The following is a 21,780-nucleotide window of genomic DNA, read 5'->3' on the forward strand; positions in this document are numbered from 1 at the left end:
GACTGTCCCATAAGGAATCCCTCAGGCAGTCCATTAATAATCCGAATGAATAGATGTATAACCCCATAATATATGATAATGCCTTTTGTTCATTGTAGTAAAGCACTGATAATAATGGATATGGCCTCCTTCTACCTCAATACTGGGACCAGTGACCAGAGAATAATAATGAGTATGACCTAATACTTCTTCCACATATCCAGAAAAATAATGGCTATGACCATTAAAATCAGGATTTTTGCTTGAAGTACCAGAGTACTTGTGTTCATGTTTAAAGATTTTATTTGTGAGCCCATCAAACTCATGAAGATGCAGTTTGTCGTACATAAAACCACCTCATAATATTCTATGCTGCCGTGGTAAAAATGTGAGAGGAAGTGGATTTATTCTGAAATATATTAAGCATATAATAAAGAAATTGCTCAGGGACGGCTTATTCTATAAAGACCTTGGAATCATTGCCGCACCTATAATAATTCAAAACTTTATAAGCACATCCTTAAACATGGTGGATACAATTATGATAGGAATGGTAGGAGAAACACAGATTGCAGCTGTCGGTATCGCAAATCAGGTGTTTCTGTTGTTCTGCATGTTTATGTTTGGAATATGCAGCGGCTGTGGTATATTTATATCACAATTTTGGGGGAAGAGAGATAAGGACAATATTAAGCGAGTGGTTGGATTGGGGCTTTCTTCCACATTGGTGATATCTGCCATATTTACTTTTGTTGCCATTGCTTTTTCCAGAGGGATTATAGCAATATTCAATACTGATCCCGATGTCTTGCTATATGGAAGTAAGTATTTGAGGCTTGTATGCCTAAGTTATGCTTTTACTGCTGTAACCTTTTGCTTCAGTTTCGCTTTGAGGAGTATAGAAAAAGCTATATACCCCATGTATATAAGCGCTGCAGCACTTATAACCAATACATTTTTAAATTATGTGTTCATTTTCGGACACTTTGGATTTAGAGCTATGGGTGTTGAAGGAGCCGCACTTGCAACAGTAATAGCAAGGTTTATTGAGGCAGTAATGATTATTGCAGTAATATATAGGAGCAATAAGATTCTGGCTCCAGGATTTAAAGATATGTTTTTGATTGATACTTACTTCTTTAAAAGAATATATAGGACAACTATCCCGGTATTGCTGAACGAAGTTTGCTGGGGATTAGCAGCCGTAGTTTACTCTGTTGCCTATGGGCGCATTGGAAAAGAAGCCATAGCCTCTATACAAATAAGCAATACAATACAACAATTATTCATGATACTTTGCTTTGGCATGGCTAATGCTTCCGGAGTAATGATAGGGAAAAGAATTGGAGCAGGGAATGAAGAAGAGGGCAGGGATTATGCCCATAGATTTGCAGTGCTATCCATTGCAACAGGTATATTCATAGGAGTTGTGATGATTGCAGGTGGACCTTTAATACTTAGATTCTTTAATGTTTCCCAAGGAGTGGTTATAGATGCTTATCAAATAATGAAAATAAATTCATTGATTATGCCCGTGAGGGTATTCAATATAGTTTTAATCGTGGGAGTACTGAGAGGCGGAGGGGATGCCAATCACGCCTTCGCCATTGAAGCTTTCACCATGTGGTTTATGGGAGTTCCAGCAGCTTTTGCGGGTGCATTGTTGTTTAAACTTCCAATATATTGGGTGGTTGCATTGACTACCCTTGAGGAAATAGGAAAGTTTATATTATGTATGTATAGGCTGGTTTCAGATAAATGGATAAATAACCTAGTCAAGAATTTTTGATTTATAATAAGCCAGCAGCAGGTCTACCATTCTTCCGTAACTTTGTACTCCATCCTTTTGATTGTTGGCTTTAAGATAAGTATTGTTGATCTTTGTAGAGGCCCTTTCCACAGGGCCTTCAAATTTATCCCAATAGGCGTTTATATCAGCCAAATCTCTTTTCACCCCTGGGCTGTATTGGGATACAAGTTTAGCAGCACTCTCACTATCGGCCCTGTACAATGCATTAATAGAGTGTATTAACGCCAATAAAGTTCCTGAATACTTGTATTCAATATCATCATTGGAAATACAGGCTAGGAATGATATGAAGTTAGCCTCATCTTCCCTTGCATAACCTCTCTGATGAGCCATTTCATGAGCTGTATTGCTGGGAAACACAGCATCCGGCACATCACCATTAACATTTGCCTCAATTGTAAAGGGAAAAAATATGCCGGCTATGCCTGCATAGGACATAAATCTTGATGTTATCACTATCTTTGGTTTCCCATAATCACCTCTAAAAATAGGATATTCTCTTGATAGACTTTCATAACCTGAATATGCTTTAAATAAAGCATTCCTTTTGCCTTGAGATAATTTCATAACTCCTCTGGAATCCTCTATCACATCATTTCTGTAGCTATTGGCTTTATGAATTAGATAAACACATAATTCCTCCAGGTCTTCCTTTGAATAATTCATAGTATTAAGATTCATAGTTTTTGAAAGTGGAAGCCTATAATAGTTTAAACCCCACAATGAAACAAAGGAGAATAAAAGAATGCTGAGGACTATTGCAGTCCTTTTTATAGCATTTAATATCAACTTTTTATCATATGTAATCAGCGCTTTAATTATCGTAAAAATCATAAATCCTATCCAGACCACAAAACCATAGAAGAGGAACTCACCTAAGGAAAATGGAAATATACCAGTCAACTTGCTTAAAGGCTGGCTTAATATTCTGTATACACCTATAGAGTATAGGCTTTCTATTGTATTCGGCAATCTTTTAGCCAAAGAAACAAGAATTAATGATATAGGTATCAACGTAATTATCCATGCCATAGAATAAACCCCTTCCAAGAGACTAACCTCAAAGATTATTATAACCTAAACCACATATCATTGTATTCAAATTCTATGAATATATATGGCTATTAATCATAAAATAGTAAATGACTTTATTTATTGCCAAAGGAGTGATAACTATTAAAGCTGTAATAATGGCTGGTGGCAAGGGTACAAGATTGAGACCGTTGACCTGTGGTATACCTAAGCCAATGGTTCCCATATTTGATAAACCAGTCATGGAGTATACAATTCAGCTGCTAAAGAATAAAGGTATAAATAACATAGGCGTAACGTTGGCTTATTTACCTCAGGTTATAATGGACTATTTTGGAGACGGAAGCAAACATGGGGTAAATCTCAAATATTTCATAGAAGATACACCCTTAGGAACCGGCGGAAGTGTAAGAAATACAGGAGATTTTTTGGATAATACTTTTATAGTTATAAGCGGTGATGCCCTCACAGATTTAAATCTGACAGCTGCTTTGGAATTTCATAAAAAGACGAAGTCCAAGGCTACCCTTGTTTTAAAGAGGGAAGCAGTCCCCATCGAATATGGAGTTGTTATAACCGACAGTCAAGGCCATATAGTGCGGTTTTTGGAAAAACCCAGCTGGGGAGAAGTCTTCAGTGATACAGTGAATACAGGCATATATATACTGGAACCTGAAATCATGGAGTACTATAAGCCTGGAGAAAATTTTGACTTCAGCAAGGATTTGTTTCCAAAACTTCTTAGAGATAAAGTACCCATGTATGGCTACATAACTGAGGATTATTGGTGTGATATTGGAGATTTGGCATCTTACAGGCAAGTTCACTTTGATATATTAGACCACAAAGTTAATATAACTCTGGAAGCCCAGGAAAGCCAAAAAGGCATATGGCTTGCTGAAGGCGCTATTATAAAAAATAATGTGACATTGATTCCTCCAGTTTATATTGGCAAAGAAGCTACTATAGAGGACAATGTGCTTATAGATTCCTATTCTGTCATATCTCAGAACTGCAGGATAGGTTCAAACAGCAAGGTGAAAAGAAGCATACTGTGGAAAAAGGTTCATATAGGCGAAAATTCAGGTATCAGTGGTGGAGTAGTTTGTTCAAACTCCATTATAAAGAATAATGTAAAGATCTATGAAAATTCAGTAATAGGTGAAAGCACATCAATACTTGAGAGCTGCATAATAAAACCTGATGTGAGAATATGGCCTGAAAAGAAGATTTTTGAGAACACTGTTGTGAATCATAATATAATATGGGGCACAAAGGCTACAAAGAATATATTTGGCTCCAGAGGAGTATCTGGCATATTAAATCTGGAGATATCACCTGAACTATGCTCCAGCCTGGGTTCTGCATTTGCAGCTGCCATGGGGAAATATTCAACTTTAGTCATTGGAAGCGATAACAGTCCCCAATCCTATGTTGCCAAGAACTCTCTTATAGCAGGCATTTTATCTGCAGGCAGCCAGCCAATTGTGTTGAATAATTCAATAATACCTATGAGCAGGTTTGGCATTGTTTACCTCAGAGCAAATGGAGGTATACACATACATACTTCCCATGAAAGACCCTGTAAGACATATATAGAATTTTTTGATGAAAAGGGCACAAATATCAGCAGAAGCAAGGAAAGACAAATAGAAAATCTGCTTAATCAGGATGATTATGATAGATGTAAGGCGGAAGACATAAAAGCCATCATGAGGATGGAGAACTTTCAGGAAATATTTATAAGACAGGGACTGGAAGAAATAAAGCATTTAGACGAAATCAGAAGAAGAAACTTTAAAATAATACTTGCCTCCCAATCTGAAAACGCCTCTGCAATTGCATATAAGTTCTTGCAGAACCTCGGGTGCAGTGTCAGTCTTGTATGGGGCGATGCTGACAAACACATGGCTAATTATATAATAAGAAGAAAAGCAGATATGGGAGTTATAATAAACGAAAACGGAGAGAGTCTGACACTTATAGATGAAAGAGGTCGGGTGATTAAAGATGAAGAATATCTTTTGTTATCAGAAATGGTAGCTATAAAAGGATATAATGCCAAGAGCTTGGTTTTCCCTTATACTTTCCCAAGAGCAGCTGAGGAAATAGCAAAGTTAAATGGAGCAAAAATATTCAGGGCTTCCTCAACTGCAGCAGAGATAATGAGAAAAATGATGGAGTTGAGTGATGATGCCCAAAAACCATTAATTCAGTTTACATTAAATTATAATGGGGTCTGGGCTCTTGGATACTTCCTTGAATATATGGTTAGAGAGAACACAAGAATCAGCAGATTAATTGATTCCATACCTGAATATTTTTACTTGAAAAGGGAAATAAATTGTGATTGGAAGGATAAAGGTAGAATAATAAGAGAGATTGCCTTTGGGACTAACCAGAAAGAAATTGACCTTATTGAAGGAGTACGAATCAAAGATTCCAGGGGGTGGGCTTTGGTCTTACCAGACAATGAAAGACCTGTATTCAATATCTATGCTGAAGGCTATTCTTACGAAATGGCTCAGGAATTATCTGCTGATTTAAGTGAAAAAATAAACTTATTATTAAAAAATCAGAGGCAGTAAGCCTTTGATTTTTTGGTAATCCAGCATCAGTACTCTTAATTTGGAGAGGTGTTACAGTCATATGAATGATATAGATAGAATAAAGCATGTTCTACTTAATAGAGAAGATATATTAGCCTATGGTTATATTATGGGTCAGAAGCATCTATTGAAGAAAAAGAAAGGAACAACAAAAGTACTGAAGAAGCGGTTGGAACAAAACTACCAGGAGATATTCAACATATACAGGAAGCTGGATGCCTTCACCAAAGACAATAAGGACATGTCTCCCGCATCCGATTGGCTGCTGGACAATTTTTATAAAATTGAAGAACAAGTTAAAGAAGTAAAGCTTAATATCCGCCAAGAAAGATTCTATAAGCTAAATACATTGGCATCAGGATATTTGAAGGACTACCCTAGAATATACGCCATAGCATTAGAATTTATTTCCCATACTGACGGAAATCTGGACACAGATTTATTTATAGATTTTATCAAGGCCTATCAGTCAAATCAAATACTGACCATATCTGAGGTATGGGCATTGTCTCTTGTGACTAGGATTGGGCTGGTAGAGAATATAAGGATGATTTGTACTGATATATATAAAACACAGCTTCAGTGGAACAAAGCAGATAAAGATTCGAAGCTAAAAGGTCAGGAATTGATAGAAGCCATAGAAGAAAATTTAGAGATAGAAGGACGATTGAACTCATCCTATATAGAGCATCTGCTAGCCCTTATAAGAAGGACCGGGCTTGAATATGGGGAAGTTATAGATTACCTGGAGAAGAGGCTGGAAGAATATAATACGACTATAAAAGAACTTATACAGAATGAACATAAAGAATATGCAGTTAGAAAGATTTCCATAGGAAACTCCATCACAAGCCTTTATAGCATATCCACTTTGGACTGGAATGAAATATTTGAATCTGTCAGCATAGTAGAAGAGATGCTTTCTAAGGATCCATCAGGCATATACCCATCTATGGACTTTGAGTCAAGGGATTACTATAGAAAAATAATAACCAGAATATCAACAGACAATAATATTTCCGAAACAAGAGTTGCCAATGCTGCCATAAGCTTGAGCAAAAGTGCCCAAAAGCTTAACAAATCCTTCAAGGAAATCCATGTAGGGTATTATCTTATTGATGAAGGAAGAAAGGACCTCTTTGAAAGTCTGAATATCAGAAAGAAAGATTTCAGGCTCAAATCTATGCAGCCTTATTTGACAACAGTAGCATTCTTCACCGCATTAAGCATTATATTTGCTGTTTCTGTTTTGGCTAAAGGCTGGAGCTATGGGAACATTGCTCTTCTTAGCATTTTGCTGTTGATTCCGACATCAGAGATTGGAATAGGCTTGACCAACCATATATTTATGAAACTATATAAACCTACATTTTTACCAAGGCTTGATTATGGTGAGGGCATACCTGATGAATCAAAAACCATGGTAATCATTCCTGCATTGTTGAGCAGCAAAAACATTGCATTGGAGTTAATAGAAAAAATGGAAGTATATTATCTTGCCAATAAGGATGAAAATCTGTTCTTTGGTTTGATAGGTGACTTCAAGGATAGTATTAATGAGACAAATCCGGATGATGAATCCATTATAGCTGCTGCAATGGAAGGTGTGAGCAGACTAAATAAAAAATATAAGAAAGACAGGACAATCTTTTATTACTTTCATAGAAAAAGAGAATTTAATGAGAAACAGAACAAATGGATGGGCTGGGAGAGAAAGAGAGGAGCAATAGTACAGTTTAACGACCTGATATTGGGAAAAGATATTAATTCCTTTGTCTATAAGTCATCCCATGTTGATGAGTTAAAGGATATCAAATATGTAATAACCATTGATTCAGATACCAATCTGATTATGGAGAGTGCTGCAAAGCTTATAGGGACAATTGAGCATCCATTAAACAGGCCGGTTTATGATGAAAAGTGGGGTGTAGTAAGAGAAGGTTATGGCATAATTCAGCCCAGGATAGGCATTGATATAGAAGATTCTAATAAAACACTTTTATCGCGAATATTTGCCGGCGACGGAGGTATAGACCCCTATACTACTGCCGTATCTAATATTTATCAGGATGTTTTTGGAGAGGGGATCTTTACAGGAAAGGGTATCTACGATTTATCATTATTCAATAAAGTAACGAAGAACAAGATTGTGGACAACACCGTTCTGAGCCATGATTTATTGGAAGGAAGTTTGCTCAGGACAGGTCTGGCTGGAGATATAGAGCTTATTGACGGTTTCCCCGGGAAATATCTGTCCTATAGTTCCAGACAGCATAGATGGGCAAGGGGAGACTGGCAACTGATAAAGTGGATTTTGGGCAGAAATCCTTTGACTTCATTATCCAGATGGAAAATGGCAGATAATCTGAGAAGGAGCATGCTGCAGCCATCACTTTATTTGCTCCTCCTGATAGGAATATTTTTTCTTCCCGTTTCTGTTTTTGAGTTGATTTTGATTCCGATATTCCTATTTTTGTTTCCTAATCTGCTATGTCTACTTTCTATAGTTGAAAGAAGAGGCAAATCGGTAAGGCAGTGCACACAACTGTTGAAAAAAACAACATATCAGCTTTTTATGCTCATGGCATTCTTGCCCTATAGTGCATATCTGATGATGGATGCAGCAATGAGAAGCTTATATAGAGTTTTTTGCTCTCATAGGAATATGCTGGAGTGGGTAACTGCAGCAGATGCAGAGAAAAACTTAAAATCAGACCTGAAGGGATATTATATGAAAAGCAGGTATCCAATGGTATTAACATTGCTTTTTGCTGTGGCTGCTGGTATAAATAAAGCCTATGATATGGCAGCTATTATTCTAACAGCACTGTGGGCATTGTCTCCTTATATTGCTTTTAAAGCAAGCGAGGAAACAGAGGGAGAAAAACCATCCTTAACCGACGAGGAGAAGGCTGATATACAAAGAATAGGAAGAAAGACTTGGGCATATTATGAGGAATTGGTATGCGAAGAGTTCAATTATCTTCCGCCAGATAATTTTCAGGAATACCCTCCTAGAGGAGCTGCACCCAGAACATCTCCCACCAATATTGGTTTATACCTGGTATCTACCCTTGCTGCAGCAGATTTGGGATATATCACTGTATCCCATATGATAGAAAGAATAGGCAATACATTGGATACTATTGAGAAGCTGGATAACTGGAATGGCCATTTATACAATTGGTATGACATAAAAACATTGGAGGTATTGAGACCCTCTTATGTATCTACTGTGGACAGCGGTAACTTCATATCCTATCTGCTTGTTTTAAGGCAAGGTTTGAAGGATTATATTGAAAACATTGATAAGCAGGATACTGTAGAGAATATTATCACAAGAATAAATGCCATTATAGAGAGGACTCAATTCATCCACCTCTATGACAAAAAGAAGAATCTATTTTCAATAGGATATGATGTAGAGAAAGAGAGCCTAACTAATTCCTATTATGATTTGCTGGCTTCCGAAGCAAGAACCACAAGCTATCTGGCAGTGGTAAGAAGAGAGATTCCATTGAGACATTGGAGAAAGCTGGGCAGAGCTTTGACTTATATAGGGAAAAGCAGGGTCTTGGTGTCCTGGACCGGAACCATGTTCGAATACTTAATGCCTGCGTTGATTATGAAAAGATATGATAATACCATACTGGATGAAACATATAAGGGTGTACTCCAGGCCCAGAAGGATTACGGGCAGGAAAATCATGTGCCTTGGGGCATTTCTGAATCAGGATATTATACCTTTGACTTGGATCTGAACTATCAATATAAAGCCTTTGGGGTACCGGATCTTGGTTTAAAGAGAGGATTGATTGAAGATGTAGTCATCTCTTCCTATTCTACCATGATGGCTATAAATTTGGATCCAAATGGAGTAGTACAAAATCTAAAGAGACTCATGGAGCTGGGCATGGAAGGTAAATATGGTCTATATGAGGCAGTTGATTTCACAGCAAAAAGAATGACTATGGGATCAAAATATAATATAGTCAAAAGCTTTATGGCTCATCACCAAGGAATGAGCCTCCTTGCCATAAATAACTTTCTCAATGATGATATTATGATAAACCGCTTTCACAGTGATCCTTTGGTAAAAGCCGGAGAAGTACTTCTCCAAGAGAGGATTCCTGAAAGCATTATTATCACAAAGGAGTATAAAGAAGCATCTTTGGATATAAACAGACAGAAGAGCTTGCACAAAGAAGGGGTAAGGAGCTACAGTTCGGCAAATCTACTGCCACCGCCTTGCCAAATACTCACAAATGGCAGATATTCAGTTTTGTTAAACGTGAGAGGAGGAGGATACAGCAAACTTGATGGAATACTTATAAATCGCTGGAGAAGTGATGCTTTGGAAGGAGGCTATGGAAACTACATCTTCATAAGAGATGTGAATAAGGATAAGGTTTGGTCAGCTGCTTGGGAACCCTTTAATGAAGAAGCAGATGGATACAAGGTGTCCTTCTATCAATCCAGAGCTGAATTCACCAGAGTAGATGATAATATTAAGACCATGATGGAGGTATTTGTATCACCGGAAGATAATGTGGAAATAAGAAGGATAAAAATTGAAAACCACGGCAAGGAGCCTGTAACACTAGAAATGACTAGCTATTTTGAGGTAGTACTTACAACGGAAGCAGCCGATATGGCACATAGAGCTTTCTCAAACCTGTTTGTGAGAACAGAATACCTGGAAGAATATAATAGCATCACAGCAGTTAGAAAACCTAGAGGAGGACATGGACAGGAGTGGTGGGCATTTCATAGCTCTTTGGTACAAGGGGATACTCTTGGAGCGGTAGAGTACGAAACCAGCAGAGCCAACTTCATAGGAAGAGGGAGAAACATCAGAAGACCTATAGGGCTTTGTCATCCTTTATCCAATACTTCCGGTGTAGTTCTGGATCCTATAATGAGCATAAGAAGAGTAATAAAAATTGAGGCAGGTGGTCATGGAGAAATATCCTATATAACAGGATGTGGAAAATCTAAAGAAGGAATAAGGCAAATGATAGTAAAATACAGAGAAGTTTCTTCCATAGAAAGAGCCTATGCTCTGGCTATTACCAGAAGTCAGGTTGAAGGGGCATATATGAACCTTGACATAAAAGATATTGTAGGCTGTGAAAAACTCATAAGCCATTTGACATATGGCAGTCCTACAAGAACTATGAATAAGGACTATATAATAAGGAATAAAAAAGGTCAGTCTTCTCTATGGGCTTTTGGAATTTCTGGGGATTTGCCCATTATGCTTATAACTATATCTGACGAAAGAGACATCCCTATTCTTAAACAAGCTATCAAAGCCCACGAGTTTTTGAGAATAAAGGGATTCAATGTGGACCTGGTAATATTGAATATGGATGAAAGCAGCTATCTTCAGCCTTTGAAAACAGCCATAATTAATTTGGTAGAAGGAGGCAATGGCAAACATCTGATAGGCAGATCAGGAGGTATATTCATCATAAATGCTGTTAATATCTCCCGTGAAGACCTGGAATTGCTGATGGCTGCATCAACTTTGGTATTCAAGGCTGAAGCAGGCCCTATAGAAAAACAATTGAAAGAAATAAACATTAAAAGCAAAGAAAAGGTAAAAGCAAAAGACCTGATAAAATATAAAAACTGTGAACTCCCTGCTGCAGATAGTTCTCTCATGTTTAATGGCTATGGTGGGTTCAACATGGATGGCAGTGAATACATCATGAGCTTGAATAAGGATCTTAATACTCCTGCACCATGGGTCAATGTAGTAGCTAATCCAAGCTTTGGATTTATTATAACAGAGAGAGGGGGAGGCTATACCTGGGCAGAAAACAGTAGAGAATTCAGGCTTACTGCCTGGACTAATGACCCTATAATTGATGAGTCCCAAGAGATAATATATCTGGAGGATGTGGAAGAAGGAAATAAATGGGCTATTAATCCGGAAGCTTCGGAGAATGGTGAGCCTTGGACTGTGAGACATGGATGGGGTTATACCATTTTTAACAAGGATTGCTATGGATTAAAACAGGAGTTGAAAGTATTTGTACCTCGTAATGACAAGCTTAAGATTAATATTCTTGAGTTAAAGAACAAAGAAGATAGAAGAAAAACATTAAGACTCTGTTACTATATGGAACCAGTATTGGGAGTAAACCCGAAAGAAACCAAGCCCCATTTAGTAATAAAGCATGACCATGAAATTAATGGATTGATCATTGAGAATGGATACAATACGGATTTTCCAGGAAGGATGGTATTTGTTACATCGTCAGAGCCAATATGTGAGTATGCTAATAACAGACTCGAGTTCCACCAACTGCTTGAGAAAGGATCAGAAATTGATTTTAGCGTGGGCTACGAGCCCTGCGGAGCTGTGAAAATTCAAATAACTCTGGACCCGATGGAAGAGAAGAGTGTAGGTTTCTATATGGGTCAAAGTGATAACCACAGAGAGATAAAAGCTATGCTGGATAAATATAAGGACATAGCTGCTGCTGAGGAAGAGCTGGAGATGGTGAGAAAAGTATGGAGAGATATAACTGGAAAAATACAAGTAATGACACCGGATAAGTCTATGGATATTATGCTAAATGGTTGGCTTGTATATCAAACCATATCCTGCAGACTATGGGGAAGATCAGGATTTTATCAATCTGGCGGAGCCTATGGTTTCAGAGATCAGCTCCAGGATGCTATGAACATCGGTATGATAACACCAGAACTTTTGAAAAACCAGATCCTTCTCCATTGTAGCCATCAATTTGAAGAAGGAGATGTTCTTCACTGGTGGCATCCTGTTGCAGGGGACAAAGGAGTGCGCACTAGATTCTCTGATGATTTGCTATGGCTTCCCTACGGTGTTATACAATATATAAACTATACCGATGACAAAAGTATTCTAGAGATAAGTACTCCCTATATTAAAGCCGAACCTTTAAAGGAGGGAGAGGATGAGAGGTATGGTATCCCTGAAAAGTCTTCCATTATAGGGACAGTTTATGAGCACTGCATCAAGGCTTTAGATAGGAGCTTGAAGTTTGGAGCTCACCAATTGCCATTGATGGGCTCCGGTGACTGGAACGACGGTATGAATCTGGTAGGCAACAGAGGCAAGGGCGAAAGCGTATGGCTTGCTTTCTTCATATATGAAATACTCAAGGGATTTTTGTCTATCTGCATTCATATGGAGGACACAGAGAGAGCTGCCAAATATGAAAAGGCAATGAAAAATATTAAGCAAGCAATAGAGGAAGCCGCATGGGATGGCAACTGGTACAGGAGAGCATATTTCGATGATGGAACTCCTCTAGGATCTTCGGAAAATACTGAATGTATGATTGATTCCATAGCTCAAAGCTGGTCCGTAATATCTGGGGCGGCCAGCCCTGAAAGGGCATCTTTGGCTATGGAGTCGGTAAAAAGGCATCTGGTGAAGGAAGATGAAGGTATGGTGCTGTTGTTTACTCCTCCATTTGACAAGACCGACCATAATCCAGGATATATAAAATCCTATGTTCCTGGAGTAAGAGAAAACGGAGGACAGTATACCCATGGAGCAGTATGGGTTATATGTGCCTTTGCCCTCCTTGGCGATGGAGATATGGCGCATAAGATTTTCCATATGATAAATCCAATAAATCACACTCGTACAACTTTGGAATGCTCTATATACAAGACAGAACCCTATGCAGTGGTAGCTGATATATATGCGGCAAATCAGCACATGGGCAGAGGCGGATGGTCCTGGTATACAGGGGCTGCTGGATGGCTCTATAAGGCAGGAATTGAATATATACTTGGGATAAACATAAGAGGGAGGAATTTGGTAATAAATCCATGCATACCAGAGCACTGGGAAGGTTATAAGGTTATCTATAATCACTCTGGAACAATATATAATATAACAGTATCCAATCCCCAAAATATTTGCAGGGGTGTAATATCTATTACTTTGGATGGGAAAGCTATAGTTGGCAATGCTATAGAACTTGTTGATGATAAAAATACTCATCAAGTAAATGTCTTAATGGGCTGTTAAAAATAAAGACGAAATGATATTATAAAATGAAAGAGGTGAGAGTAGCTATATGAATTTGTTTGATATAATTGGTCCCGTTATGATAGGACCATCCAGTTCCCATACTGCTGGAGCTGCCAGATTGGGGAAATTAGCCCGCAATATATTTGGAGAAGAGTTTAATAAGGCAGATATCACACTGTATAATTCCTTTTCAAAAACTGGCAAAGGCCATGGCACTGATAAAGCCATCGTAGCTGGAATATTAGGGATGGAACCTGATGATGAAAACATAAAAAATGCTTTTGAACTGGTTAAAAAATCAGGTATAGAAGTTAACTTTAATTATCAGGACAGTAATAGAGAGGTTCATCCAAATACAGCTATGATAAAATTGTACGAAAAAGAAAAATCAATGAGCATAACAGGCTGCTCTCTCGGTGGAGGCAGGGTCATGATACAGGATATAGATGGATTTAAGACCGAGTTTACTGGTGAATTCAACACTATAATTTCCATACAGAGGGATAAGCCAGGCATCGTGGCTTATGTTGCATCATACTTGGCTCAAAAAAATATAAATATTGCCCAAATGAAGCTTTCTAGAAAATCAAAGGGAGATACTGCTCTGATGATTATTGAGACAGATGAAATACCGCCTGAATCTCTAAAAACAGATTTAGAAAACAATGAAGGAATATACAAGATAGTATTATCTATTATTTGAGGAGGAAGGATATGTCTCTTTTTACTATGAAGCAAATTATTGAAGCTGCTGAAGAAAAGGGTGTTAAAATATCAACTGTGGCCATGGAGATGGAGAGCAAGGAAAGTGGCTTATCTATCGATGAGATTAAGAAAAGAATGACTAATAATTATGATATAATGAAAAATGCTGTTTCACATGGTATAAATCAGGTTATACCCTCTGTCAGTGGACTTACAGGCGGAGAGGGCTTTAGGCTATGGCAGGGAAAGGATAAGGGACTATCTGGCGATACAATTCTGAAGGCCTCCTCCAGGGCTATGGCTGTTTCTAATGTCAATGCCTCTATGGGACGAGTCGTTGCAGCTCCTACAGCAGGCTCTTGCGGAATAATTCCTGGTGTGCTTATAACCATTGGAGAAAGACTTGGGAAGTCTGAAGATGAGATTGTGGATGCATTGATTACTACCGCTGTAGTAGGAAAGGTAATAGCTCAAAATGCAACTGTCGCAGGTTCCGAAGGTGGATGCCAGGCAGAATGTGGCGCAGCTTCTGCTATGGCAGCAGCTGCAGCTGTTGAACTGTCAGGAGGTACACCTTCTCAGGCGGGTCATGCTGCTGCTATAGCATTAAAAGGTGTTATGGGGCTTATATGTGATCCTGTAGCCGGATTAGTTGAAGTGCCATGTATTAAAAGAAACAGTTTTGGAGCAGCACAGGCAATCTTGGCAGCAGATATGGCTATGTCAGGGATAGAAAGCGTAATACCTGTAGATGAGGTCATCAAAGCCATGGGAGATGTAGGTCACGCTATGCCTGAAGAACTGAAGGAAACGGCTATGGGAGGTATCGCAGCTTCAGAAACTGCCAAAAAGCTGGAGAAAAAACTCTTGAAAAATGATATGTAGGTGAGAAAAAATGGCTCATATAACTGTACATGTTTTAGGAGTACCTGAGGTCAGAATAGACGGAAAGATTATAGAGTTTCCCTATAAAAAGGCAGAAGCCCTTTTCTATTTTCTATGTGTAAATAAAAAAACCACCCGGGAAAAATTATCTTCTCTTCTATGGAGCGAATATAATGACGAATCTGCAAGGAGAAATCTGAGAAACGCTTTATATGTTATAAAAAATATAATCGGTGAAGATGTAATAATTACACCAAATCGTTCAGTTGTAGAGTTAAATCCTGAGGCCAAAATATATATTGATATTGATGATCCCAAATCATATGAAGAGGATGAAACTGAATGCTTTGATAAAGTTTTTTTGGAGAACTTCTTATTAAAAGATGCTTATGATTTTGAGGATTGGTTGAGAGAAAAGAGAGATAATTATCAAAAAAATGCAATTAATAAGTTGACTATGCTTGTTAATAATGCCTTATCTTGTAAAGATTATCCAAAAGCACAAAATTATTTATTAAAATTAATTAAAATAGATTCTTATAATGAAGAAGCTTACAGACAATTGATGCAAATTTATAGGGAAAAGGGAGAAGCCAAAAAAGCAATAGAATGTTATGTAAAATTAAAGAACTATTTAGATGATGAGTTAGGCATTAAGCCTGATGTAATAACTCAGCGTCTATATCAATCCATAAAAATGGAGCTGGAATTGCTCAGCTCAGAGGATAAAGATCCCAGTTTTTTTGGGAGAATAGATGAAATGAAATTGATGAAGGAAAAATTGGAGCTTTTCCGAAAGGAAAATGCCTCTCAATGCATCGTCATTCAAGGCGAAGCTGGAGTAGGAAAATCTGCCCTGATTCAACACTTTATTAAGAAAACTGTTGATGATAACACACTGGTATTGCAAAGCTACTGTTATCAAGCTGAAGAGAACTTTTGTCTAAGACCTTGGAATATTATACTGGAACAACTTATTAAAACTTTGGACAAGTATAAGATTAAAATATCGCCAGCAAAATTTCAAATATTGTCATTCTTTTTTCCTGCACTTTTATCAGAAGCTCAAGTTTCAGATGTTGATGAGATGGTAAAGCTGAATCCTGTAAAATATGGACAAATTATAGAAATAATACTTGAACTTTTAAAACAGGCAGCTATAGATAAAAATATTATTCTTATAATTGATGATATTCAATGGGCGGACGATCAAAGCATCAAACTGGTTTACGAGCTGCTTCTAAGAAGCAGAAGCATTCCTATCTTTTTCATCCTCAGCGGAAGAAATGAAAACCTTGATAAGAAATTTAAATTGATACACACATTATATCTTCATAATATTTTAGAAGCCATCGAATTAAAAAGGTTATCCATGAAGGAAACTTTTGATTTTTGCCGATTTAAATTTAAAATGTATGATTTTGATAATGGTATTTTGAAGCGAATTTATAAAGAAACAGAAGGGAATATCTTTTTTATTATCGAAATTTTAAACCTGCTTAAAGAAGGAAAGGATATAAGCAACTTGTCAAATAAAATGCAATCCATTATGGAAAGCAGATTGTCCACAGTTTCTAAAGATGGCCTTCAAATTTTAAATATTATGTCAGTGTTTTTTGATGAGGTTCTCTATAGTACATTACAGGCATTAAGCGGCAAAGAGCATATGAAGATGGTTCGGATAATCGAAGAACTGCAGCTTAAATACCTGATAAAAGAGGAAGTTGATACAAATGGAGAGCTAGCCTATCGATTTACCCATATAAAAATACATGAGTATATATACTCAAGGCTTTCTGCTTCCAGAAAAAGGCTCCTTCACAATAGAATTGCTTTGTATTTGGAAGACAAATATTCTGCTACAGAGTACGATGATAGAATTGTTACCAGACTTATACATCATTTTTTCCAAAGCGGAAATAGACTTAAAGAATTAGAGTATCGTATAAAAAGAGCAAAGACATATCTGTGTTTTGGATATGAGCTTTTTCCAGTCATTGATGATAATGTTTTTATAGAATTGGAAAATGAATCTTATGATTGTGATTTATCTGAAAAACAGTTAAAAAGTATAGAGTCAATGATAATCATGATGAGCAAAACACTGAGTACGAATTCTGATTTTGTCAGGATGGAGTCTGATTTTCTAGCAATGCAGGGAAGTCTTTTCATACAAAAGGGGAATTACGATGATGGGATACGAATGATTGGAAGGATGATAAAAAAAGCTGAAAAAGAAGGACATATTATAAATTTGCTGAATGGTCTTACCCAGATGTGTTATTACGGAATACAGACAGATAATAAGGAGATCCTTGCTGAGTATTCTGATAAAATGTACCACACCTCAAAAAAACATAATATGCTTCAGGAATATGGTATAGCTCTAAGATTTAATGGATTATTGAAGCTTATGGAATCAGATTATGCTGGAGCTGAGAAATTCTTTAATGAATCAATAAAAATTTTCAAATCATTAGAAACATTATATAAAAAATATACATTCAGTATAACCGCAGCGCTGAATTATATCGGAGACACCCGTTTATATTCCGGCAATAATGAAGAAGCACTGAAACTATATGAAAAATGTATTACCATGAGCGAAGGCCGGAGAAATTATATGAGCATGAGTTTATTTTATGCCAATGCTGGACATGCTTCATTTAATATTTGCAATTATGAGCTTTCCAGAAGGTTTTTTGAAAAATCCTTAGCCTATCTCAATGAGGTTAAAGGAGGCTGGGTCCATCCCATTGCTAACAGCTTCAAAGCATTATTGTTAACTTATGAAGGAAATTATGAAGGTGCTTTATATAATTTGAAAATAGCAGATATGTATTGTGAAAGGCTAAAGAAAAAATATTGGATGGGTATTAATTATAGAGTAAAGGCCGAGATAAGAGCTATAATGGATAATAATAAAGATGTTGAAAGGCACTTTCATGACTATCTGGTGGAGAATGCCGATTATTATGCAGATTCGGCCATCAAGCTTTTTAAAAGCGTAGGCAATAATTATGGAGTATCCATATGCAAAAAATATGTAACCTAGAAAATTATAGAATGAATACTCACACTCTATTCTATCGTCTTCAGGAAAGGGTAAAACCTTTCTTTTTTTTGACTTAGATTTTATATTTATTTGACACTTTATTGACGATTTGTTTGTTAAATTTAAAGAAAATTAAAAAAATGGAGGTACTATCGGTGCTTATTGATTTCATCGTGAATGGTAGAGAATATAGTATTGATGTGGAATCAGATATGAGACTCATAGATATATTAAGATACAAGCTTGGACTTACAGGAGTCAAAGAAGGTTGCGGAGAGGGCGAGTGCGGTGCCTGCACTATAATAATGGATGGCGAAGCTGTGAACTCATGTCTTGTAATGGCTGTTCAGGCTAGAGGAAAAGAGATAATTACAATTGAGGGTTTAGAGAAGAATGGAGAATTGGATCCATTGCAGACAGCATTTATGGAAAATGGAGCTGTTCAATGTGGGTATTGCACTCCAGGCATGATAATGTCGGCAAAAGCTCTGCTTCTTAAGAACCCTAACCCAACAGAAGAAGAAATCAGAGAAGCAATAGCCGGAAATATATGTCGCTGCACCGGTTATAACAATATAGTTAAAGCTGTTAAAGCGGCTTCTAATAATATTGATGGAGGATTTGAGGAGATATAATGACTAATTTATGCTTTTTTACACCTAATAACATGAAAGAACTGCGACAATGTCTAAGCATGGCAGACGAAAGCACTAGATTTATAGCGGGAGGAACAGATCTTGTAATTAAGTTGAGAAAGAGCAGTAATAAACATTGGAAGTTAATCGACTTATCCGGCATGACAGAACTGAAATATATAAAAGAAGATGAAAATTTTATAAGAATAGGAGCTTGTACAACATTTGCTAATATAGCCTCTGATCCTGTTATCAAAAGGTACGGCAGATGTTTGTCCTTAGCTGCTTCAGAGGTAGGTTCTGTACAGATCAGGAATAGAGCCACAATAGCAGGAAATATCGCCAATGCGTCTCCCGCTGCTGATTCCCTGGCTCCACTTTCGATGTTGGGAGCAAAGGCTTTGTTGATGGACAGACAAGGGAATAAAACTGTATGCGGAATAGATAGCTTGATTTCAGGAGTAGGGAAAAACAATCTTGATGTTGGACAAATAATTTTAGAAGTTTTCTTTCCAGCTAATAAAGATGTGGTTTCAAGCTTTGTAAAACTCGGCTCTAGAAAAAAAGTAAGCATTTCAAGGCTTAACATTGCTCTTGCTGCAGAATACAGCAATGGAGATCAAAAATTAAAAAATGTAAATGTAGCGGTAGGAGCCGTAGGTCCTGGTCCGATGAGTGCTGCAAAATCCGCCTCTCTTCTTGATGGGAGAAACATAAGCAAGGAAGTGATAGAATCTTTTTCTGAATCACTGGCACAGGAAGTGGAAGAAGCAATTAAAGGTCGAAGTTCAATGCCTTATAAAAGAAAGGCAGTTATGGGCTTAGGTAAAGATTTGTTGGATGATTTGTTATCATATATATCTGCATTAGAAAGGGAAGAATGTTATGACAGATAATCTAAAGTATGTAGGTAGAAATATACCTCTTCATGATATCAGACAAAAAGTAACTGGAAGCATGAAATATTTGGGCGATATGGATTTTGGCAATATGCTTTATATAAAGCTGGTTCTGAGCAGCATTGCAAACGGAAAGGTAGTCAAAATAGATACCTCCTTAGCAGAAAAAGTGCCGGGAGTAGTAAAAATATATTCTTTTGCCAATACACCGTCTACAAAATACAGTGGTTCTGCATGGTTCAAAGACGAAAATACCCCAAAAACAGAGACTTTATTTTCTCAAAGAGTTAGATTTGTAGGCGACAGGGTAGCGGCTGTTGTGGCTGAAAACCCAGAAGCGGCGAAAAAAGCAGCAGAACTTGTGAAAGTAGAATATGAAGAATATGAGCCGGTGCTCAAGATGGAGGATTATCTGAATACACGAGAGGGAAAACTTCACGAAGAAGAGCCGGACTATTACATTAAAGAAATATCCTGCGGAAACATGGAAGATGCATTGGAGAAAGCATATAAAGTATTCTCTGATGAAGTGGAAACTCAAAAAGTACATCATGCAGCTATGGAAAATCATATTTGTATAGCAGTACCCCATCCTACAGAAGGTATAACAGTATATTCACCTTGTCAGATAGTATATGGAGTTCAATGCATAGTTGCCCAAGTGTTAAATATGCCTTTGAACAGAGTGAGGGTTATTAAGGTTCCCACAGGCGGTTCTTTCGGTGGTAAACAGGAAACTGTATTGGAACCGGTATGCGCTTTTATTGCGAAGGATTTGAATAGAGCGGTAAAGATGGAATTTGAAAGAAAAGAGAGTATCCTATCTACCAGAACAAGAAATGCCACAAAGGGTTATGTGAAAACTGCCGTAGATAAAGATGGCCACATTATTGCTAGGGATGTTAAAGTAATTCTGGATGCTGGGGCATACACATCAGGAGGTTGCAAGGTAAGTATAGCAGCAGGAAAAAAGTCTTTCAGATTATATAGAATTCCCAATCAGAGGTATAAAGGCATTATTGTAAATACCAATACTCCTATAGGAGGAGCTTGCAGAGGATATGGTTCACCACAAATACATGCAATAACTGAAATAAGTATCGACAATGTTGCACGAAGTATGGGGATGGATCCGGTAGATTTTAGGCTGATGAATCTTATTCAACCCTATGATGAGGATCCTACAGGGGCTCCTAATATAGGAAATGCTAGGATTATTGACTGTGTACAAAAAGGAGTTTCTGAATTTAAATGGTATGAAAGGAGAAAAGCCGATGATAAAGGAGGGAGATATAAGAGAGGTATAGGAATGGCATGTGCTACTCACGGCAATGGATATTATGGCGCTTATCATGATTTTACAAGGATGAATCTGAGGATGCTGAATGATGGAAGCCTTATATTGGAGGCAGGGCTCCATGAACTAGGCTGCGGCACCATAGTATCAACAGCCCAAATTGTAGCAGAGATACTGGACGTTGAAGTATCAAAGATTCATGTTACCGAGGGAGACACAAGGTTTAGCCCCTATGATTTAGGTTCACAGGCAAGCCGAGTGACATATGTATGTGGAGCCTGCGCAAAAGAGACTGCTAAGTTATTAAAGGAACTTATGCTGGAGAATGCATCTAAAATCTACAAAGTGCCTAAGGAATCAATAGATATGAAGGGAGGTTATATCTGGGTAAAAGGAAACGAGAGAACAAAAAGAACCTATGGAGATATGGCAGCTGAGATTCAAAAAGTAAACAAAACCGAGCTATATGTTTCCCATGAATATGAATCTAAAGCCAATCCCGGATCTTACGCAGCACATTTTGCAGAAATTATTGTGGACACATACACTGGATTAGTTAGAGTCGTTGACTATTTGGCAGTTCATGACATAGGAAAAGCAATCAATCCAGGATTTGTAGAGGGCCAGATATTGGGAGGAGTGCAAATGGGTATCGGAATGGCTCTCTATGAAGAAATTAAGTTCGACGCTAAAGGAAAGCCAATAAATGACAGCTTTGCTAAATACCATATGGTAAATGCACCAGATATGCCGAGGGTTAAAACCCTGTTGATTGAAGAAGGAGAAGATTATGGACCCTATGGTGCTAAGAGTATTGGAGAACTTTGTACTGTACC

Annotated in this window: 11 protein-coding genes; 9 read left to right on the forward strand and 2 right to left on the reverse strand. The window is 37.5% G+C overall.

What is annotated here, in order from left to right:
• Positions 1-33 precede the first annotated feature (33 nt).
• Entirely contained in the window at positions 34-327 is a 294-nt protein-coding gene (locus tag ACESM9_RS08085) for a YmaF family protein (protein ID WP_372997093.1), read from the reverse strand.
• Here ACESM9_RS08085 and ACESM9_RS08090 point away from each other — a divergent pair.
• Positions 317-1,768: an MATE family efflux transporter gene (locus ACESM9_RS08090; protein ID WP_372997095.1), complete on the forward strand. Its 1,452-nt coding sequence runs from the start codon at positions 317-319 to the stop codon at positions 1,766-1,768. The two genes, ACESM9_RS08085 and ACESM9_RS08090, sit on opposite strands and share 11 nt — an antisense overlap.
• Here ACESM9_RS08090 and ACESM9_RS08095 read toward each other — a convergent pair.
• Positions 1,751-2,821: a DUF3810 domain-containing protein gene (locus ACESM9_RS08095; protein WP_372997097.1), complete on the reverse strand. Its 1,071-nt coding sequence runs from the start codon at positions 2,819-2,821 to the stop codon at positions 1,751-1,753. The genes ACESM9_RS08090 and ACESM9_RS08095 overlap by 18 nt on opposite strands.
• Before the next feature lie 110 nt (positions 2,822-2,931).
• Here ACESM9_RS08095 and ACESM9_RS08100 point away from each other — a divergent pair, with 110 nt between their 5' ends.
• The 8 genes from ACESM9_RS08100 to ACESM9_RS08135 form a co-directional block, all read left to right on the forward strand.
• A complete protein-coding gene (locus ACESM9_RS08100) occupies positions 2,932-5,409 on the forward strand; it encodes a sugar phosphate nucleotidyltransferase (protein ID WP_372997099.1) in 2,478 nt (825 codons plus the stop codon).
• A gap of 61 nt (positions 5,410-5,470) precedes the next feature.
• On the forward strand, positions 5,471-13,465 hold the full coding sequence (locus tag ACESM9_RS08105) for a GH36-type glycosyl hydrolase domain-containing protein (RefSeq protein WP_372997101.1): 7,995 nt from the start codon (positions 5,471-5,473) through the stop codon (positions 13,463-13,465).
• 49 nt (positions 13,466-13,514) lie between these two features.
• Positions 13,515-14,171 (forward strand): L-serine ammonia-lyase, iron-sulfur-dependent subunit beta, encoded by a 657-nt coding sequence (sdaAB, locus tag ACESM9_RS08110; RefSeq protein WP_372997103.1) that lies wholly within the window; start codon positions 13,515-13,517, stop codon positions 14,169-14,171.
• Between the two features lie 11 nt (positions 14,172-14,182).
• Positions 14,183-15,058, forward strand: a complete 876-nt coding sequence (gene sdaAA, locus ACESM9_RS08115) for an L-serine ammonia-lyase, iron-sulfur-dependent, subunit alpha (protein WP_372997105.1) — start codon at positions 14,183-14,185, stop codon at positions 15,056-15,058.
• Between the two features lie 10 nt (positions 15,059-15,068).
• Positions 15,069-18,113: an AAA family ATPase gene (locus ACESM9_RS08120; RefSeq protein ID WP_372997107.1), complete on the forward strand. Its 3,045-nt coding sequence runs from the start codon at positions 15,069-15,071 to the stop codon at positions 18,111-18,113.
• A gap of 155 nt (positions 18,114-18,268) precedes the next feature.
• Entirely contained in the window at positions 18,269-18,748 is a 480-nt protein-coding gene (locus ACESM9_RS08125; protein ID WP_372997109.1) for a (2Fe-2S)-binding protein, read from the forward strand.
• On the forward strand, positions 18,748-19,644 hold the full coding sequence (locus tag ACESM9_RS08130) for an FAD binding domain-containing protein (RefSeq protein WP_372997111.1): 897 nt from the start codon (positions 18,748-18,750) through the stop codon (positions 19,642-19,644). The genes ACESM9_RS08125 and ACESM9_RS08130 overlap by 1 nt, the downstream gene beginning before the upstream one ends.
• A partial coding sequence (locus ACESM9_RS08135; protein ID WP_372997113.1) for a xanthine dehydrogenase family protein molybdopterin-binding subunit occupies positions 19,634-21,780 on the forward strand: 2,147 nt, incomplete at its 3' end. The genes ACESM9_RS08130 and ACESM9_RS08135, both read left to right, overlap by 11 nt.

Origin of the sequence: Lutispora sp. (assembly GCF_041687175.1) — a bacterium.
Lineage (GTDB): Bacteria > Bacillota > Clostridia > Lutisporales > Lutisporaceae > Lutispora.

Coding starts and splice junctions, on each gene's coding strand:
- ACESM9_RS08120 (WP_372997107.1), top strand. CDS start 15,069: ATGGCTCATATAACTGTACATGTTTTAGGAGTACCTGAGGTCAGAATA.
- sdaAA (WP_372997105.1), top strand. CDS start 14,183: ATGTCTCTTTTTACTATGAAGCAAATTATTGAAGCTGCTGAAGAAAAG.
- ACESM9_RS08130 (WP_372997111.1), top strand. CDS start 18,748: ATGACTAATTTATGCTTTTTTACACCTAATAACATGAAAGAACTGCGA.
- sdaAB (WP_372997103.1), top strand. CDS start 13,515: ATGAATTTGTTTGATATAATTGGTCCCGTTATGATAGGACCATCCAGT.
- ACESM9_RS08105 (WP_372997101.1), top strand. CDS start 5,471: ATGAATGATATAGATAGAATAAAGCATGTTCTACTTAATAGAGAAGAT.
- ACESM9_RS08100 (WP_372997099.1), top strand. CDS start 2,932: ATGACTTTATTTATTGCCAAAGGAGTGATAACTATTAAAGCTGTAATA.
- ACESM9_RS08095 (WP_372997097.1), bottom strand. CDS start 2,821: ATGGCATGGATAATTACGTTGATACCTATATCATTAATTCTTGTTTCT.
- ACESM9_RS08085 (WP_372997093.1), bottom strand. CDS start 327: ATGTACGACAAACTGCATCTTCATGAGTTTGATGGGCTCACAAATAAA.